Source organism: Bradyrhizobium sp. MI1.3, from assembly GCF_055811695.1.
Genome location: NZ_JBVVPQ010000003.1, coordinates 1 through 13,544, shown reverse-complemented (window position 1 = coordinate 13,544; position 13,544 = coordinate 1). Strand labels below are relative to the sequence as shown.

At 64.4% G+C, this 13,544-nt stretch carries 19 protein-coding genes; 10 read left to right on the top strand and 9 right to left on the bottom strand.

Annotated features, from left to right (window positions below):
• The first annotated feature begins 140 nt into the window (after window positions 1-140).
• Genes AC0L3A_RS02375 through ychF form a run of 3 tightly spaced genes read left to right on the top strand, consistent with a single transcriptional unit; the run spans window position 141 to window position 2,627 of the window.
• Window positions 141-860 (top strand): 50S ribosomal protein L25/general stress protein Ctc, encoded by a 720-nt coding sequence (locus tag AC0L3A_RS02375; protein ID WP_007596810.1) that lies wholly within the window; start codon window positions 141-143, stop codon window positions 858-860.
• 58 nt (window positions 861-918) lie between these two features.
• Window positions 919-1,524, top strand: a complete 606-nt coding sequence (pth, locus tag AC0L3A_RS02370; RefSeq protein ID WP_007596809.1) for an aminoacyl-tRNA hydrolase — start codon at window positions 919-921, stop codon at window positions 1,522-1,524.
• Window positions 1,525-1,529: 5 nt separating this feature from the next.
• A complete protein-coding gene (ychF, locus tag AC0L3A_RS02365; protein WP_007596807.1) occupies window positions 1,530-2,627 on the top strand; it encodes a redox-regulated ATPase YchF in 1,098 nt (365 codons plus the stop codon).
• Window positions 2,628-2,747: 120 nt separating this feature from the next.
• On the opposite strand, the gene AC0L3A_RS02360 is transcribed toward ychF, so the two are convergent.
• Window positions 2,748-3,044: a DUF4282 domain-containing protein gene (locus AC0L3A_RS02360; protein WP_007596805.1), complete on the bottom strand. Its 297-nt coding sequence runs from the start codon at window positions 3,042-3,044 to the stop codon at window positions 2,748-2,750.
• 178 nt (window positions 3,045-3,222) lie between these two features.
• On the opposite strand from AC0L3A_RS02360, the gene AC0L3A_RS02355 reads away from it, so the two are divergent.
• The 3 genes from AC0L3A_RS02355 to AC0L3A_RS02345 all read left to right on the top strand — a co-directional run bounded on the left by AC0L3A_RS02355 (window position 3,223) and on the right by AC0L3A_RS02345 (window position 4,502).
• A complete protein-coding gene (locus AC0L3A_RS02355) occupies window positions 3,223-3,675 on the top strand; it encodes a MaoC family dehydratase (RefSeq protein ID WP_007596801.1) in 453 nt (150 codons plus the stop codon).
• On the top strand, window positions 3,675-4,157 hold the full coding sequence (locus tag AC0L3A_RS02350; protein WP_007596799.1) for a MaoC family dehydratase: 483 nt from the start codon (window positions 3,675-3,677) through the stop codon (window positions 4,155-4,157). The genes AC0L3A_RS02355 and AC0L3A_RS02350 overlap by 1 nt, the downstream gene beginning before the upstream one ends.
• Before the next feature lie 198 nt (window positions 4,158-4,355).
• Window positions 4,356-4,502 carry a hypothetical protein gene (locus tag AC0L3A_RS02345; protein WP_007596790.1) on the top strand — a complete coding sequence of 49 codons (147 nt, stop codon included), beginning with the start codon at window positions 4,356-4,358 and terminating at the stop codon, window positions 4,500-4,502.
• A gap of 41 nt (window positions 4,503-4,543) precedes the next feature.
• Here AC0L3A_RS02345 and AC0L3A_RS02340 read toward each other — a convergent pair whose 3' ends face one another.
• The 5 genes from AC0L3A_RS02340 to AC0L3A_RS02320 all read right to left on the bottom strand — a co-directional run bounded on the left by AC0L3A_RS02340 (window position 4,544) and on the right by AC0L3A_RS02320 (window position 7,924).
• A complete protein-coding gene (locus tag AC0L3A_RS02340) occupies window positions 4,544-4,681 on the bottom strand; it encodes a hypothetical protein (protein WP_007596789.1) in 138 nt (45 codons plus the stop codon).
• Between the two features lie 266 nt (window positions 4,682-4,947).
• Window positions 4,948-5,370, bottom strand: coding sequence for a hypothetical protein (locus tag AC0L3A_RS02335; RefSeq protein ID WP_007596788.1), 423 nt, complete (start codon window positions 5,368-5,370; stop codon window positions 4,948-4,950).
• Between the two features lie 315 nt (window positions 5,371-5,685).
• The gene (locus tag AC0L3A_RS02330; RefSeq protein ID WP_198288255.1) at window positions 5,686-6,603 is read right to left on the bottom strand and encodes a hypothetical protein; all 918 of its coding nucleotides are present in this window, start codon (window positions 6,601-6,603) and stop codon (window positions 5,686-5,688) included.
• 214 nt (window positions 6,604-6,817) lie between these two features.
• The gene (locus AC0L3A_RS02325) at window positions 6,818-7,258 is read right to left on the bottom strand and encodes a nuclear transport factor 2 family protein (RefSeq protein ID WP_473253541.1); all 441 of its coding nucleotides are present in this window, start codon (window positions 7,256-7,258) and stop codon (window positions 6,818-6,820) included.
• A gap of 213 nt (window positions 7,259-7,471) precedes the next feature.
• Window positions 7,472-7,924, bottom strand: a complete 453-nt coding sequence (locus AC0L3A_RS02320; RefSeq protein WP_007596785.1) for a nuclear transport factor 2 family protein — start codon at window positions 7,922-7,924, stop codon at window positions 7,472-7,474.
• Between the two features lie 284 nt (window positions 7,925-8,208).
• Between AC0L3A_RS02320 and AC0L3A_RS02315 the strand changes: the two genes are divergently transcribed.
• The 4 genes from AC0L3A_RS02315 to AC0L3A_RS02300 all read left to right on the top strand — a co-directional run bounded on the left by AC0L3A_RS02315 (window position 8,209) and on the right by AC0L3A_RS02300 (window position 9,598).
• Complete coding sequence (locus AC0L3A_RS02315) at window positions 8,209-8,451, top strand: hypothetical protein (protein ID WP_007596784.1); 243 nt, start codon at window positions 8,209-8,211, stop codon at window positions 8,449-8,451.
• 96 nt (window positions 8,452-8,547) lie between these two features.
• The gene (locus AC0L3A_RS02310; RefSeq protein WP_007596783.1) at window positions 8,548-8,727 is read left to right on the top strand and encodes a hypothetical protein; all 180 of its coding nucleotides are present in this window, start codon (window positions 8,548-8,550) and stop codon (window positions 8,725-8,727) included.
• A 111-nt stretch (window positions 8,728-8,838) separates the two neighbouring features.
• A complete protein-coding gene (locus tag AC0L3A_RS02305) occupies window positions 8,839-9,225 on the top strand; it encodes a hypothetical protein (protein ID WP_007596782.1) in 387 nt (128 codons plus the stop codon).
• 7 nt (window positions 9,226-9,232) lie between these two features.
• Window positions 9,233-9,598 carry a hypothetical protein gene (locus AC0L3A_RS02300; RefSeq protein ID WP_007596781.1) on the top strand — a complete coding sequence of 122 codons (366 nt, stop codon included), beginning with the start codon at window positions 9,233-9,235 and terminating at the stop codon, window positions 9,596-9,598.
• Between the two features lie 68 nt (window positions 9,599-9,666).
• Here AC0L3A_RS02300 and uvrB read toward each other — a convergent pair whose 3' ends face one another.
• The 3 genes from uvrB to AC0L3A_RS02285 form a co-directional block, all read right to left on the bottom strand.
• Window positions 9,667-12,666, bottom strand: a complete 3,000-nt coding sequence (gene uvrB, locus AC0L3A_RS02295; RefSeq protein WP_354128949.1) for an excinuclease ABC subunit UvrB — start codon at window positions 12,664-12,666, stop codon at window positions 9,667-9,669.
• A 126-nt stretch (window positions 12,667-12,792) separates the two neighbouring features.
• On the bottom strand, window positions 12,793-13,023 hold the full coding sequence (locus tag AC0L3A_RS02290) for a hypothetical protein (RefSeq protein WP_007596779.1): 231 nt from the start codon (window positions 13,021-13,023) through the stop codon (window positions 12,793-12,795).
• 58 nt (window positions 13,024-13,081) lie between these two features.
• Entirely contained in the window at window positions 13,082-13,309 is a 228-nt protein-coding gene (locus AC0L3A_RS02285) for a hypothetical protein (RefSeq protein ID WP_007596778.1), read from the bottom strand.
• Window positions 13,310-13,544: the final 235 nt, after the last annotated feature.

The following is a 13,544-nucleotide window of genomic DNA, read 5'->3' as shown; positions in this document are numbered from 1 at the left end:
CATTCTCCTTGTCATTTCCGCGTCTTCCGGGTAAAAGCCCGCCACGTCCGCAGCCCCCGCACCCCTGGAGGCTTGCTGCGGCGTATGCCATGGGCCGCGTTGCGGCCCATTAACTTTTGCAAAAACAAGGACTTAACGTTATGGCGACCGTCAAGGAATTGAAGGCGACCGCACGTCCGAAGAGCGGCAAGGGGGCCGCCCGGGCTGAGCGTCGCGCCGGGAGAGTGCCCGGAGTGATCTATGGCAACAACCAGCCCCCGCTGACCATCTCGGTTGACGATCGCGAACTGCGCTCGCGCATCCTCGCCGGCCGGTTCCTGACCACGCTGGTCGACATCGACCTCGAAGGCAACAAGCACCGCGTGATTCCGCGCGACTACCACCTCGATCCGGTCAAGGACTTCCCGATCCACGTCGACTTCATGCGGCTCGGCGAAGGCGCCACCATCCGCATCAGCGTTCCCTTGCACGTGGTGAAGGCTGAAGGTTCGCCCGGCGTGAAGCGCGGCGGCGCCGTGAACATCGTTGCGCACGCGATCGAGCTCGAGTGCGGCGTGGAGAACATCCCGCAGTTCATCGAGGCCGACGTCGGTTCGCTCGAGATCGGCCACTCGCTGCATCTCTCCGACATCAAGCTGCCGGCCGGCGTGAAGGCGCTGACCTCCGAGGACGCGACCCTCGTCACCATCGTGCCGCCGTCCGGCTACGCCGAAGAGCAGAAGGCTGCGGCTGCTGCTCCGGCTGCGGGTGCTGCTGCTCCGGCGGCTGGTGCTGCTCCGGCTGCGGGTGCTGCTGCTCCGGCAGCGGCTGCCAAGGCCCCGGCTGCCAAGGCCCCCGCCGGCGGCGACAAGAAGAAGTAATCTCTCAAAGCTGGCGCGCGGTCCCTGACCGCGCGCCGAGCGAGGGGCGCGCCGCGTCATGCGACTGTTTGTTGGGCTCGGCAATCCCGGCCCGAAATTCGCACGTAACCGGCACAATGTCGGCTTCATGGCCGTCGACGAGATCGCGCGGCGTCATGGGTTCGCACCCTGGCGCCGCAGGTTTCAGGGCGAGACCTCGGAAGGCACGCTCGGCACCGAGCGCGTGATCCTGCTCAAGCCGATGACCTACATGAACGAGTCCGGCCGCAGCGTTCAAGAAGCGGCAAGCTTCTTCAAGATCGCGCCGGGCGACGTCACCGTATTCCATGACGAACTCGAACTGCCGCCGGGCAAGGTGCGGGTGAAGATCGGCGGCGGCATCGCCGGCCACAATGGCCTGCGCTCGATCTCCGCCCATATCGGCAACGACTACCGCCGGGTGCGGCTCGGCATCGGTCATCCCGGCGTGAAGGAATTGGTGCACGGCCACGTGCTGTCGGACTTCGCCAAAGCGGACAACGACTGGGTGGCGACGCTCTGCGACGCGGTGGCCGAGCACGCGGCACTGGTTGCCAAGGGCACGGACGCGACTTTCGCCAACAGGGTGCACCTCGCCATGCAGGCGAAGGGATTTTTGACCAAGGACGACAACGGCAAGGATTAACGCTCGTGGGATTTAAATGCGGGATCGTCGGATTGCCCAATGTCGGCAAATCGACCTTGTTCAACGCGCTGACCGAGACGGCCGCGGCGCAGGCGGCGAACTATCCGTTCTGCACGATCGAGCCGAATGTCGGCGAGGTCGCTGTGCCGGATCCGCGGCTCGATAAGCTCGCAGCGATCGCCAAGTCGGGCCAGATCATCCCGACCCGGCTGACCTTCGTGGACATCGCCGGCCTCGTGCGCGGCGCGTCCAAGGGTGAAGGCCTCGGCAACCAGTTCCTCGCCAACATCCGCGAGGTCGACGCCATCGCGCATGTCGTGCGCTGCTTCGAGGATTCCGACATCACCCATGTCGAGGGCAAGATCGCCCCGCTCGCCGACATCGAGACCATCGAGACCGAACTGATGCTCGCCGATCTCGACAGCCTCGAAAAGCGCGTCGACAATTTGGCCAAGAAGGCCAAGGGCAACGACAAAGACGCCAAGGAGCAGCTCGACCTCGTCAATCGCACCCTGGTGCTGCTGCGCGAGGGCAAGCCCGCGCGTCTCGTCGAGCGCAAGGCCGAGGAGGAGCGCGCCTTCGGCATGCTGGGCCTGCTGTCGTCCAAGCCCGTGCTCTACGTCTGCAACGTCGAGGAAGGCTCGGCCGCATCAGGCAATTCGTTCTCGAAGGCGGTGCAGGACCAAGCCGCCAAGGAAGGCGCCATCGCCGTCGTCATCTCGGCAAAAATCGAATCCGAGATCGCCACCATCTCACGTGACGAACGCGCCGACTTCCTGGAGACGCTGGGTCTCGAAGAGGCCGGCCTCGATCGCCTGATCCGCGCCGGCTACACGCTGCTCGACCTCATCACCTATTTCACGGTGGGCCCGAAGGAAGCGCGCGCCTGGACCATCTATCGCGGCACCAAGGCGCCGGGCGCGGCCGGTGTGATCCACACCGACTTCGAGAAGGGGTTTATCCGCGCCGAGACCATTGCGTATGAAGACTACGTCGCGCTCGGCGGCGAAGCCGGCGCCCGCGATGCCGGCAAGCTCCGCCTCGAAGGCAAGGAATACGTCGTCGCCGACGGCGACGTGATGCATTTCAGGTTCAATACGTAAGATCTGGATAGGTTCGTAGGGTGCGTTAGCGCAGCGTACCCCACCATGCTTCCTCGTTTGCGGAACGAAGTTGGTGGGTTATGCCTTCGGCTAACCCACCCTACGGCACCTGCGCTTGCCTCACCGCACCCCGCCGCCCTGATCCCTGATCGCGCCGAGGTGCTCGTTGATGCGGAAGATGATCAGGATCAGCTCCGCGATGATGCGCGAGAACACGATCCCGACGACAACGCTCGCGATCGACGACAGCAGCATCAGGAAGCCGCCGAACGGGCTGATCGCCATCATCGCGAGGCCGGAGAAGATGCCGGAGAGGCCGAACAGGCAGATCAGCGCGATCACCAGCCAGTAGAAGGTCTTGATGATCGTCGGCGTGATAAAGCGGTCCCATTGAAACAGATCGCTGAATGAAAACATTGCTCTCCCCAGGGCAATTCGGGTGTTGTCGGGCCTTGCAAATGGATCGTGGCCCCTGATCGATCCGACTCAAGACCGACGCCGGCGCGCCGAATGTAGCACGAGCCATGCGGGCCGGCGGGTTGAGATTGCCGCAAAGTGCGGCCACAATCTGTCATTTCCTCAAACCTTTCCCAAGATGACCCTGACCTTCGAAGATTTCCCGCCCGGCCGGTTCGGAACATTCGGCCCGCGCCATGTCACGCGCGACGAGATCGTGGCCTTTGCCGCCGAGTTCGATCCGCAGCCGATGCACCTCGACGAGGAGGCCGCCAGCAAGAGCATGCTGCGGGGCCTGTCCGGCTCGGGCTGGCATCTCTGTTCGCTGATGATGCGGATGATGGCCGACGGTTTCATTACCCGCGCCGCTTCGCTGGGATCTCCCGGCGTCGACGAAGTGCGGTGGTTGTCGCCCTTGAGGCCTGGCGACGACCTCATGCTCGATGTCGACGTCGTGGAGGCCCGCATCTCGAAGAGCCGCCCGGAGCTCGGCATCGTCAAGTTCAAATGCACCGTGCGTAACGCCAGGGGTGATGCGCTGTGCGAGATGACGTCGCCGATCCTGATCAAGCGGCGCGAGGGGGCGGTCTGATGCCGTTTTTCGAGGAGATCGAGATTGGGCATCGCCGCGAGATCGGCGCCTATACGTTCACGGCGGAGTCGATCAAGGCATTCGCCGCAAAGTTCGATCCGCAGCGTTTTCACCTCGACGAGGAGGAGGGCAAGAACTCGCTGTTTGGCGGGCTCGCGGCCTCGGGCTGGCATGTCGGCTCGGCCTGCATGAGCCTGCTTGTCGCCGACGGCCAGCGTCTGGCGCGGGAAGCCGCTTCGCGCGGCGAGGAGGTCGCGGTGTGGGGCCCGTCGCCGGGCTTTCGCGACCTGCGCTGGATCAGGCCGGTGCTCGCCGGCGACATCGTCACCTACGTCAACGTCGTCATCGACAAACGCAGCTCCGCCTCGCGACCCGGCTGGGGCATCCTGACCGCGCGCACCACCGGCACCAACCAGCGAGGCGAGGACGTCTACGCCATCACCGCAACGGCCTTCGTGCCGATGCGTGCGAACGGCGGTTAGATTCGTTCCAGGATGAACGGCGAAAACAGCGTGCGAGTGTTGCTTCCGCGCTATGGACGCGATTCCGGGGGGCTGCCATAAGCCTGCGCAACATGGTTTTCCCGCGAAGCAGTGTGCGGAACCATCGAGTTGCTAACCAATTATGAACCTGTCGCTGTCTATTTGAACGAACTGGGCAGAGTACAGGGGACGAGGACCATGGCAGACCGCGGCGCACTCAAGCTGGTCGGATTCATCTTTGCTACCGCCACGCTGGCCGTGATGCTGGTCGCCGGCATGGTGGTGAAGGGCTATGCCGATGGTGCCTACACCCTGGAAGCTTCGACCGTGGAAGCCGCCCGGTAAGACTTCGTTAACTCTGCGGGGCCGCAACGCGGCCTCCGCCCTCAGCGGCTATAGACGAACGCCAATATCGCGATCGCAATCGCCAGCAATCCGACAAAACGCAGCATGATCGTGCCGAACTGGTTCGGCGCGGGCCGCAGCGGTATCGGGTCGGTGGTGTCGGGCCGAATGCTTTCCATGACATGTCCCCGGGCCCGCCGCGATGGCAGGAGCGCTTGGCGTTAGTCGTCGGGTGGCGGTGGGGCGTTCAAAACCCTCCGCTGTCATGCCCCGCGAAAGCGGGGGCATCCAGTACGCCGCGGCGTCTCGGTAGCACATCACCGCCTCTGGAATACTGGATCATCCGCCTTCGCGGATGATGACGTTACATTGAGGGTGCCCCCCAGAATCAAAACCGCCGCGCCCCTTTCGGAACGCGGCGGCCGGTGATGCGTGATGTCAGCGATCAGCTGTTGCGCAGGCCGTCGGCGGCGCGCTTCCACTGCGAGACGTTGTCGGCGATCATGCGGGTCGACTTCATCGCGGCCTGGCTGAGCTGGGCGTAGCCGGAGATCTCGCGCTGGACGCGCTGGCCTTCGGCGTGGAGCAGGTCGCGCAGGCTCTCAAGCTCGGAGATCAGATTCTCGATCTCGGCGAGCGAGGTGCCGGCGACGCGCTGGATCAGCGAGTTGACGTTGGTGACGGTGGCCTCCGCGCTCGGATCGAGCGGCGGCGCGTCCGTGGCGGTCGCTGCCGGACGGCGCAGATAGGCGATGTCGTTGCGGACGAAGTCACGGATGCCGGCTTCGACTTCCGTCACGGCGGCGAGGTTGGTGTCGATGGTCTCGGTCTCGGTGGTTTCGGTCTTTTCCGGACGCATGGCGTTCATCGTTATTCCCCTGTTCGCGTTGAGCGCAGCGCGAGTGTCCCCCGCACGACGACGTCAGCCTGGGACTAGGGCGTCGGATTTTGGCCGCAACTTGGCCGAGGTGCGGCAAGGGCGGTCCATTCGGGGGCTTTGCCGTGGCGTATGGTTACGGAAGTCTGAACGCGGCCGCACCGGCGAACTTTGTAGCTCCTCATGGTGAGGAGCGCGAAGCGCGTCTCGAACCATGCAGGCCCAACTGTAGCAGCGGGGGCCTCGATCCTTCGAGACGCGCGCAAGAGCGCGCTCCTCAGGATGAGGAGAAAGATTAGCGCCCAACTACCAGCTCTTCTTGAACCCCGCCGTCAGGCTTTTGTTGATCGCCCCTTGCGAGGTTTCGCCGACCGAGCCGGAGACGGTGACGTTGTCGAACAGCTTTTGCTCGGCGCCGACCTTGCGCAGCCATTTGTCGTCGGTGGTCGACAGCGACTGGCCCGCGGTGATGCTGGTGCCGGTGTCGGTGAGAGTGACCTTGGCCGACTGCTCGGTCTCGTAATTCCGCGTGATGTGACCGCCGACTCCGGGGAGCGCCGTGGTGCCCTGCTGGTTGACGCTGTAGCCGTTCTGGAGCGTCAGCGACGTGTCGCCCGATAGCGGCACCGATTTGATCAGCGCCGCCCCGAGTTTGCTCTGTTCGGCGCCGGGATCGACGCGGGCCTCCACCGCGGTCTTGTCCCAGATCGCGCCCGCGCCCGGCGCGGTTGCGGCCGCCCAGGCGCTGCCGGACGATTGAGGCACGCTACCGCCATTGGTGGCTTTCTGCGCCAGGAGCTCGGACATCGTCCGCGGCTCGCTCGTCACCGTCATGTCGGCGCCGATGCGGGCGTCCCAGAATGAGGATACCGACTGCTTCACGGTCACCGCCGAGGTGCCGTTGGCGTTGGCGTTCGACGCCCAGTTCAGCCCGTCCTTGGCGGCGGCCTGCGCGCGTTTCTTGGCGGCGATGATGTCGTTGAGCGTCCCGGCGTCGATCGCGAGCTGGCCCCAGTCGAGCTTGTCGACGTCGATGCCGCGGAGCACGTCGGGATCGTTGACATCAGGGGCCTCCGCCGTCTCGGCCTCGTCGTCGGGCGCTGCGGCCGGGCCGGGGGAGAAGGGCGGAATGATCTGCGCCGACACCGTCAGCACCGATCCCAAGATGAAAGCGGCCGCCAGCATCGGCAGCCTGGTCAAGCCAAACCCTGTCGAGAATTCCATCGTCCTGCCCGTCAGCCCAGTTCTCGCCGAGGATGCGGAACCATCGTCGCGAAATTGTGGCGGCTCCATCAAGCGCGAACCAACGGGCCGCGCGAAAGGCGCGCGCCCGATGACGAGCTTCTCCACGATTGCATCCGGCGGGGCTGGAGGCCAGGACGCGTCGCGGGGAGCATCAGCCATCGGTCCCGAAGTGCGGGGCCCGTTGGTGTTCCGTTCAGCCGACGCCGGTCATCTTCGGCAGATGAATGGCGCGGCCGAGTGCCTGCTCGACCAGATCGAATGTATCGATCAGCACGCGCATGCTGGTGAGTTTGCCCGCCTTGAACTGGGCGAACTGCGCCACCCGCAAGCTGATCGGCTTGTTGTAATCCAGCGCGGTCAGCGAATAGCGCAGCATCGAGGCGGCGGAATCGACGCCGAGCATGATGCTCTCGCGGTCGAAGCGGCGGACCTGGAAATTGTCGGCGAGTTGGTGGATGACATCGAGCACGGCGTCCTTGCCCTGGCGCGCGCCGAGGAACGGAAACATGTCGATCGGGCCGTACAGCGCCCACTCGACGTCCTCGTCGATCAGGGCCTCGATGTCCTCGAAATGCCGGTCGTTGATCGCGCGGTGCAATGCGCGCGAGAAACGCCAGAGGCTGTGCTCTGTCATTTTGGGCAGTCCTGAAGCTGGCTTGCAAAAACAAAAATCAACCCCAGCGCACAGAAATGGTGCCGCGGGGTCGCTCAACTCATTTGTATACGAACAAAATACGCCAATTCGGCCAAAACGCAATTCACGTTTTCGCAATGCACAATTGATCCCGGCGTGTGAGATTTACAATAGGAGCCCGTATTTTCCCGGTCCGGGCCGGTTTGGAGAGAGCTAGCCCCCGTCCACCCGCTCGCCCACGATCAGCGGGCCGATCTCACGTTCCAGCACCTGCTGCACCAGGTCGTAGGAATCGATGATCTCGCGGATCTGCGCCACCTGGCCGTTGCGGAAAGTGTAGAATATGGCCATGTCGACCTGAATGATGCGGTCGTGGCTGCGCTTCCTGAAGAACACGCGCAGATAGGCCGCGACCGTGTCGCCTTCGGCGACGATCTGCGGCACCTCGTAGCGGATTTCGGCGTATCGCTCCTGCACGGTGCGCCAGAATTCGCCGAGCTCCTTCTTGCCGTGGCAGGGGCCCATGTGCGGCAGCACGTCGATCGGCGCGTGGGTGAGAAAATCGACGTCGTCGGTGCAGCACGACAGCGCGGCCTCGAGATCGCTGCGCCCGATGGCGTCGAGCAGGTGCAGCACGCGCTGGCGATTGAGCTTCTCGACCGTCATTCCGCCCGTCCTCATTGGCCGTGTGGAGTTTGCGCAAAGCTAACGCGCGGCTTCGGACACCGGCAATCCGCAAAACCACAGGGGATGTTGCAGACGATTTGACGCGCAAACGCAATGCCAGGTTCATGACTGCAACTGCCGGTTGAGTTACCGCGCGCCTGCACGAATTCGCGTGGCTTTCGGCTGCATGGGCTCGCGCTGCCCAACGCGCGGCAGCGAACACGGGAACCGGGACGGGTCCGTGCCCGTTGAGATTGCGACACCGCATTCGGAGACATCGATCCATGAAATCCCTTGCCGCCATCGCCGCCGCACTTCTCATGCTTGGCGCGACCTCCGCCGCCAACGCCAAGGGCTGCATCAAGGGCGCCGTCGTCGGCGGCGTCGCCGGCCACTACGCCGGCCATCACGGCGTCCTCGGCGCCGCCGCCGGCTGCCTCTACGGCCGCCACCATGCCAAGGAGCAGCAAGAGCAGGAGAGGCAGCGACAACAGCAGAGCCAGGTCAACGGCCAGGGCAAGCTGTAACGGCACGGAAAACTGTGCTCCCGCCGTCTTCTATCCGGCATGCTTCGATGGTAAATTCCATTCGCGAACGCTGGGATTGAACCAGGCGAGGGAACGATGGACGTCGGGAAGTCCTTGTGGGGTTTAGTCCTCGCAATCCTGTTCCTGTATTTCGTCGTCGCTTTCGTGGGGAAGGCTTCCCGTTCTGCGGGCGTCAAGTACAATTGGGTCGGCGTTCTGCTGTCATTCTCGACGATCGGCCTCGCCATCTATCTCGTTTTCTTTCGCCAGCTTTGAGCCGGTCCCGGCTGCCTCACGTCCCGGGCTCTCGGACGGGCGTGAGCCAGCTCACATCGCGCGCCTTCCCCTGTGGCTATCGTCCTCCCCATGTCATCAGGGAGACGCGCCATGGCCGCCATCGCCACAGTCAGAAAGTCCAGCCTGCACAACGCGCTTGAAGGCCTCGCGCTGACTGCGACGCTGCAGAGCTTCCCGACCTTCGCCGCCGCGGCTTTCCTGCTCAAGCTGGTCGGCAATCACGACCTGGTCGGCGATCCCGGCGTCGCCATCTTCGTCGCCATCGCCTCACTCGCCCACGCGCTGCTTGCGGTGACCTTGGGGCCGAACTTCCCGCATTTGTTCAAGACCGTCTACGAGCCGAAGTTCTTCGAGGCCCATCTGTCGCTCACTGAGAAGATCACGGCATGGCGCACCCAGCCGGTCGCCTCGCTCCAGCTCATGACCATCGTGCTGCTGCTGTCGGTGATGGCGGTGGTGACGGCCAGCGTGGGGTGATCGCATCATGCCCTTCATCACCGCGTCGAAATCCGGTCCGCTCAACTGGCTCGAAGGCTTTGCCCTCACCACGATCCTTCAGGGCTTCCCGATCTTCGCCGCGGCGTCGCTGATGGTGAAGCTCCTGGGACATGACCGCGGTGGCAGTCACGTCCTCACCATCGCGATGGCGTCGATCTTCTACAGCTGTCTCGCCATCTGGGCGGGATCGACATTCCCGGGATTTGCAAAGAACGCCTACGAACCGCTGTTCTTCGACGCCAGCCTGTCCTTCTCCGAGAAGATCGCCCGCTGGCGCGCCAAGCCGGCGACGTCGATGCAGCTGGTGGCCTCAGTGCTGCTGCTGTCGCTGCTCGCGGCGAGCGTGGGGTGAGTGCGCGTTCTCATCATTCTCGGATGCCGCCATCAATAACCATGGGCGGCGCCGGCGCTCCGCGCCCCCTATCTCTTCTTCCAACCACCTCTATGCCCCGGCGCCCCTCCGCTCGACCGCGGCGATGGCCCAAACTCCGGGCCTGACTGCCGCGAATCCGTCGGCTGGATGATGCGGCTTTCGCCGCCGAACGGTTTTGAGGGCAGCGCGCGGTCGCCCCGATACGGCAACGACTCCGGGCCGTGCATCTCGTCGAGATGCGGCTTGTGGATTCGCGAGCCCTTGCTGCCGCTCGCCTTGAGTGCCGTGGCAGCGCTCTTGTTCTTCAGCGCGCTGACCGGCAGGTTAGCGGCGTCGCCGTATTTCTTCGCGCCCGCATAGGCGCCGGCTTTACCCTGCACCGTGCGCTGCTTGACGGTGGGATCGTCGACCACCGCGAGTTCGGTGGCGCGCAGGCGCTTGACCTCGTCGCGCAGCCGGGCGGCTTCCTCGAAGTTCAGATCGGCGGCGGCCTCGCGCATCCTTGTTTCGAGATCGCCGAGCACGGCCTCGAAATTGTGGCCGATCGAGATGACGTCGTCGGTCATGTCATGGCCGCCGATCTCGACCAGCACATGATCGCGCTCGTAGACGCTGTTCATGATGTCGCCGATCGACTTCTTGATGCTCTCCGGCGTGATGCCATGCGCCGTGTTGTACTCGACCTGCTTCTCGCGGCGGCGGTCGGTTTCGGCGATGGCGCGCTCCATCGAGCCCGTCATCTGGTCGGCATAGAGGATCACCTTGCCGTCGACGTTGCGCGCGGCGCGGCCGATGGTCTGGATCAGCGAGGTCTCGCTGCGCAAAAAACCTTCCTTGTCGGCGTCGAGGATCGCAACCAGCGCGCATTCGGGAATGTCGAGGCCTTCGCGCAGCAAATTGATGCCGACCAGCGCGTCGAACGCGCCGAGGCGCAGATCGCGGATGATCTCGATGCGCTCGATGGTGTCGATATCGCTGTGCATGTAGCGGACGCGAATGCCCTGCTCATGCAGATATTCGGTGAGGTCCTCCGCCATGCGCTTGGTCAGCACCGTGATCAGCGAGCGATAGCCGGCCTGCGCGGTGGCGCGGACCTCGCCGACGAGGTCGTCGACCTGGGTGCGGGCCGGGCGGATGTTGACGGGAGGATCAATCAGACCGGTGGGGCGGATCACCTGCTCGACGAACACGCCGCCGCTCTCGTTGATCTCCCAGGCGCTGGGCGTGGCCGAGACCGCGATCGTCTGCGGCCGCATCATGTCCCATTCCTCGAAGCGCAGCGGGCGGTTGTCCATGCAGGAGGGCAGCCGGAAACCATATTCGGCGAGCGTCGCCTTGCGGCGGAAGTCGCCGCGGAACATGCCGCCGATCTGGGGCACGGTGACGTGGCTCTCGTCGGCGAACACCAGCGCGTTGTCGGGCACGTATTCGAACAGCGTCGGAGGCGGCTCGCCGGGCAGGCGCCCGGTGAGATAGCGCGAATAGTTCTCGATGCCGGCGCAGCTTCCGGTCGCCTCCATCATCTCGAGGTCGAACGTGGTGCGCTGCTCCAGCCGCTGCGCTTCCAGCAGGCGACCCTGGTCGTGGAGCTGGTCGAGCCGCATCTTCAATTCGGATTTGATCGACTTGATCGCCTGCACCAGCGTCGGGCGCGGCGTCACATAGTGCGAGTTGGCGTAGATCTTGATGAATTCGAGCTCGTCCTGCTTATGCCCGGTGAGCGGGTCGAACTCCTCGATGGTCTCGACGGTGTCGCCGAACAGGTTCACCCGCCAGGCGCGGTCTTCATAGTGCGCCGGGAAGATGTCGATGACGTCGCCGCGCACGCGAAATGTGCCGCGGGTAAAATCGGCCTGGGTGCGCTTGTATTGCAGGGCGACGAGGTCGGCGATCAGCTGGCGCTGGTCGATCCGCTCGCCCTTCTTCAGGGCAAAGGTCATCGCGGTGTAGGTTTCGACTGAGCCGATACCGTAGATGCACGACACCGAGGCAACGATGATGACGTCGTCGCGTTCGAGCAGCGCGCGCGTCGCCGAGTGGCGCATGCGGTCGATCTGCTCGTTGATCGAGGAATCCTTTTCGATGTACGTGTCCGTGCGAGGGACATACGCTTCCGGTTGGTAATAGTCGTAATAGCTGACGAAATACTCGACCGCGTTGTCGGGGAAGAAGCTCTTGAACTCGCCATAGAGCTGGGCGGCGAGCGTCTTGTTCGGCGCCAGGATGATGGCGGGGCGCTGTGTCGCCTCGATCACCTTGGCCATGGTGTAGGTCTTGCCGGAGCCGGTGACGCCGAGCAGCACCTGCGAGCGGTCGTTGCGATTGATGCCCTCGACCAGCTCGGCGATCGCGGTCGGCTGGTCGCCGCGCGGCTCGTAATGCGACTTGATCTCGAAGCGCACGCCGCCTTCGGACTTTTCCGGGCGCGGCGGCCGATGCGGGGTCCACACCCTGGTGGAGCCGTCGTCCTTACGGAACTCCGGCCGGCCCTCGCGGATCAGCGATTCCAGCGCGTCGGCGGTCGCCTTGACGCCGAGCGCCTCCATCTTGCTGCGCGGCGGGCGCGCCAGGGCTTCGGCATCGTCCTCTTCGGTGGGAAGGCCGAGTTGACGCGCCAGTTCAGGATCGAGCGTCGGGATCGTGGCCGCGGTTCCGTAATTGGCCTGCGGCGCCTCGCCAAGACCTTCGGCCTCTCTGCTCCCTCCCCCCTTGTGGGGGAGGGTCGGGGAGAGGGGTAAGCCGCGAGTCGCGCTGCCCGTTGCGGTGTCCTGCGGAAACTCCTTCGGCGTCGAAGCGCGCGCGCGATGCGCGGCAGCCTCGCCCCCGGAGCGGCGGTCGCGCGAATTGTCCGGCGGCGGCTGCAGGCCGGTGCCCGATCCGAGCCCGGCATCGCCGCGATTGATCGCGGGATTGAGCAACTCGGCCAGCGCCGGCCCGATCGGCTGCACGTCCGGGCGTGACGCCTTGGAGTTTGGCGCCTTGGCGTTCGGAGCCTTGGTCTTGGGGGATTTGCCGGATTTTTCGGAGGATGCAGGTTTCTTCGCCATGCTCCGAATATGGGGCGAGTCCGCCTCGCAATAAAGAGCGAATGCCTTTCCCGGATCAGACTGCTGACAGCAGGTTGGCAGCAGGCCTTGGGATCACGGCAGGCCTTGAGATCCCGGATCTCGCGATCAGGCCGCCGGCGACGGTCCCTCATCGTCCCCGGCTGCCTGATGCGGCTCGAGGATGTCGAGATGGATGCCGCCGCAATCCGTGCAGCGCATGGCCCAATACTCGCTTCCGGCACGGCCGCCGATCACGCGGAGCACGGCGAGATCGCCGTCGCATTCCGGGCAGCTGGACAACACATTGCGGGTGTAAATCCTCGGCCGCGGCGTGTCTTCGAATTCGATGACTGACATGATCGATTGCCCCCTTTTGACCCTGCGCCGTTCCTTGGTCGCCTGCAGTCCCGCTCGCTTATTCGTCGTCGCTGTCGTCGGCCCGCCGGCGGAAGCGATCGATGTGATGCTTGGCATGGGCAATCGCGGCATCGGGATCGGGCCAGGCGAAGCCGACTTCCATGGCCGGAAACAGCACGCCGTCGATGGCAACCGGGCTGAAATCGGCACGCCTGATACGGGCGTGCCACAGCCCCTGGCCAGCTTCGAAGGATTCGATGTCAAAGCCGTCGTAGAGGGTCGTCATTGCAGTCCCCAAAATGTTTTGTTCGAGCGCCTTGTTGGAGGGTCAGGGGACCACGTTTGCGGATTTCAGAATGTGAAGCCGTTCACAAGCGGCGGGCTTTTTTGTCTGCGGACCAATGAATTCGGTTCCGCAAACCCGGTGCGCTCCCTCTCCCGCTTGCGAGGGCTTTGCTTAATTGGCCGAGCGGGAGTGAGGCTCGATATGGGGTATTTTTTTGTGCGGCCTCGGATGGCGC

Excerpts from the sequence above, each read along its gene's own strand:
- AC0L3A_RS02375 (WP_007596810.1), top strand. The coding sequence starts at position 141 with ATGGCGACCGTCAAGGAATTGAAGGCGACCGCACGTCCGAAGAGCGGC.
- pth (WP_007596809.1), top strand. The coding sequence starts at position 919 with ATGCGACTGTTTGTTGGGCTCGGCAATCCCGGCCCGAAATTCGCACGT.
- AC0L3A_RS02360 (WP_007596805.1), bottom strand. The coding sequence starts at position 3,044 with ATGTTTTCATTCAGCGATCTGTTTCAATGGGACCGCTTTATCACGCCG.
- AC0L3A_RS02355 (WP_007596801.1), top strand. The coding sequence starts at position 3,223 with ATGACCCTGACCTTCGAAGATTTCCCGCCCGGCCGGTTCGGAACATTC.
- AC0L3A_RS02350 (WP_007596799.1), top strand. The coding sequence starts at position 3,675 with ATGCCGTTTTTCGAGGAGATCGAGATTGGGCATCGCCGCGAGATCGGC.
- AC0L3A_RS02345 (WP_007596790.1), top strand. The coding sequence starts at position 4,356 with ATGGCAGACCGCGGCGCACTCAAGCTGGTCGGATTCATCTTTGCTACC.
- AC0L3A_RS02340 (WP_007596789.1), bottom strand. The coding sequence starts at position 4,681 with ATGGAAAGCATTCGGCCCGACACCACCGACCCGATACCGCTGCGGCCC.
- AC0L3A_RS02335 (WP_007596788.1), bottom strand. The coding sequence starts at position 5,370 with ATGAACGCCATGCGTCCGGAAAAGACCGAAACCACCGAGACCGAGACC.
- AC0L3A_RS02330 (WP_198288255.1), bottom strand. The coding sequence starts at position 6,603 with ATGGAATTCTCGACAGGGTTTGGCTTGACCAGGCTGCCGATGCTGGCG.
- AC0L3A_RS02325 (WP_473253541.1), bottom strand. The coding sequence starts at position 7,258 with ATGACAGAGCACAGCCTCTGGCGTTTCTCGCGCGCATTGCACCGCGCG.
- AC0L3A_RS02320 (WP_007596785.1), bottom strand. The coding sequence starts at position 7,924 with ATGACGGTCGAGAAGCTCAATCGCCAGCGCGTGCTGCACCTGCTCGAC.
- AC0L3A_RS02315 (WP_007596784.1), top strand. The coding sequence starts at position 8,209 with ATGAAATCCCTTGCCGCCATCGCCGCCGCACTTCTCATGCTTGGCGCG.
- AC0L3A_RS02310 (WP_007596783.1), top strand. The coding sequence starts at position 8,548 with ATGGACGTCGGGAAGTCCTTGTGGGGTTTAGTCCTCGCAATCCTGTTC.
- AC0L3A_RS02305 (WP_007596782.1), top strand. The coding sequence starts at position 8,839 with ATGGCCGCCATCGCCACAGTCAGAAAGTCCAGCCTGCACAACGCGCTT.
- AC0L3A_RS02300 (WP_007596781.1), top strand. The coding sequence starts at position 9,233 with ATGCCCTTCATCACCGCGTCGAAATCCGGTCCGCTCAACTGGCTCGAA.
- uvrB (WP_354128949.1), bottom strand. The coding sequence starts at position 12,666 with ATGGCGAAGAAACCTGCATCCTCCGAAAAATCCGGCAAATCCCCCAAG.
- AC0L3A_RS02290 (WP_007596779.1), bottom strand. The coding sequence starts at position 13,023 with ATGTCAGTCATCGAATTCGAAGACACGCCGCGGCCGAGGATTTACACC.
- AC0L3A_RS02285 (WP_007596778.1), bottom strand. The coding sequence starts at position 13,309 with ATGACGACCCTCTACGACGGCTTTGACATCGAATCCTTCGAAGCTGGC.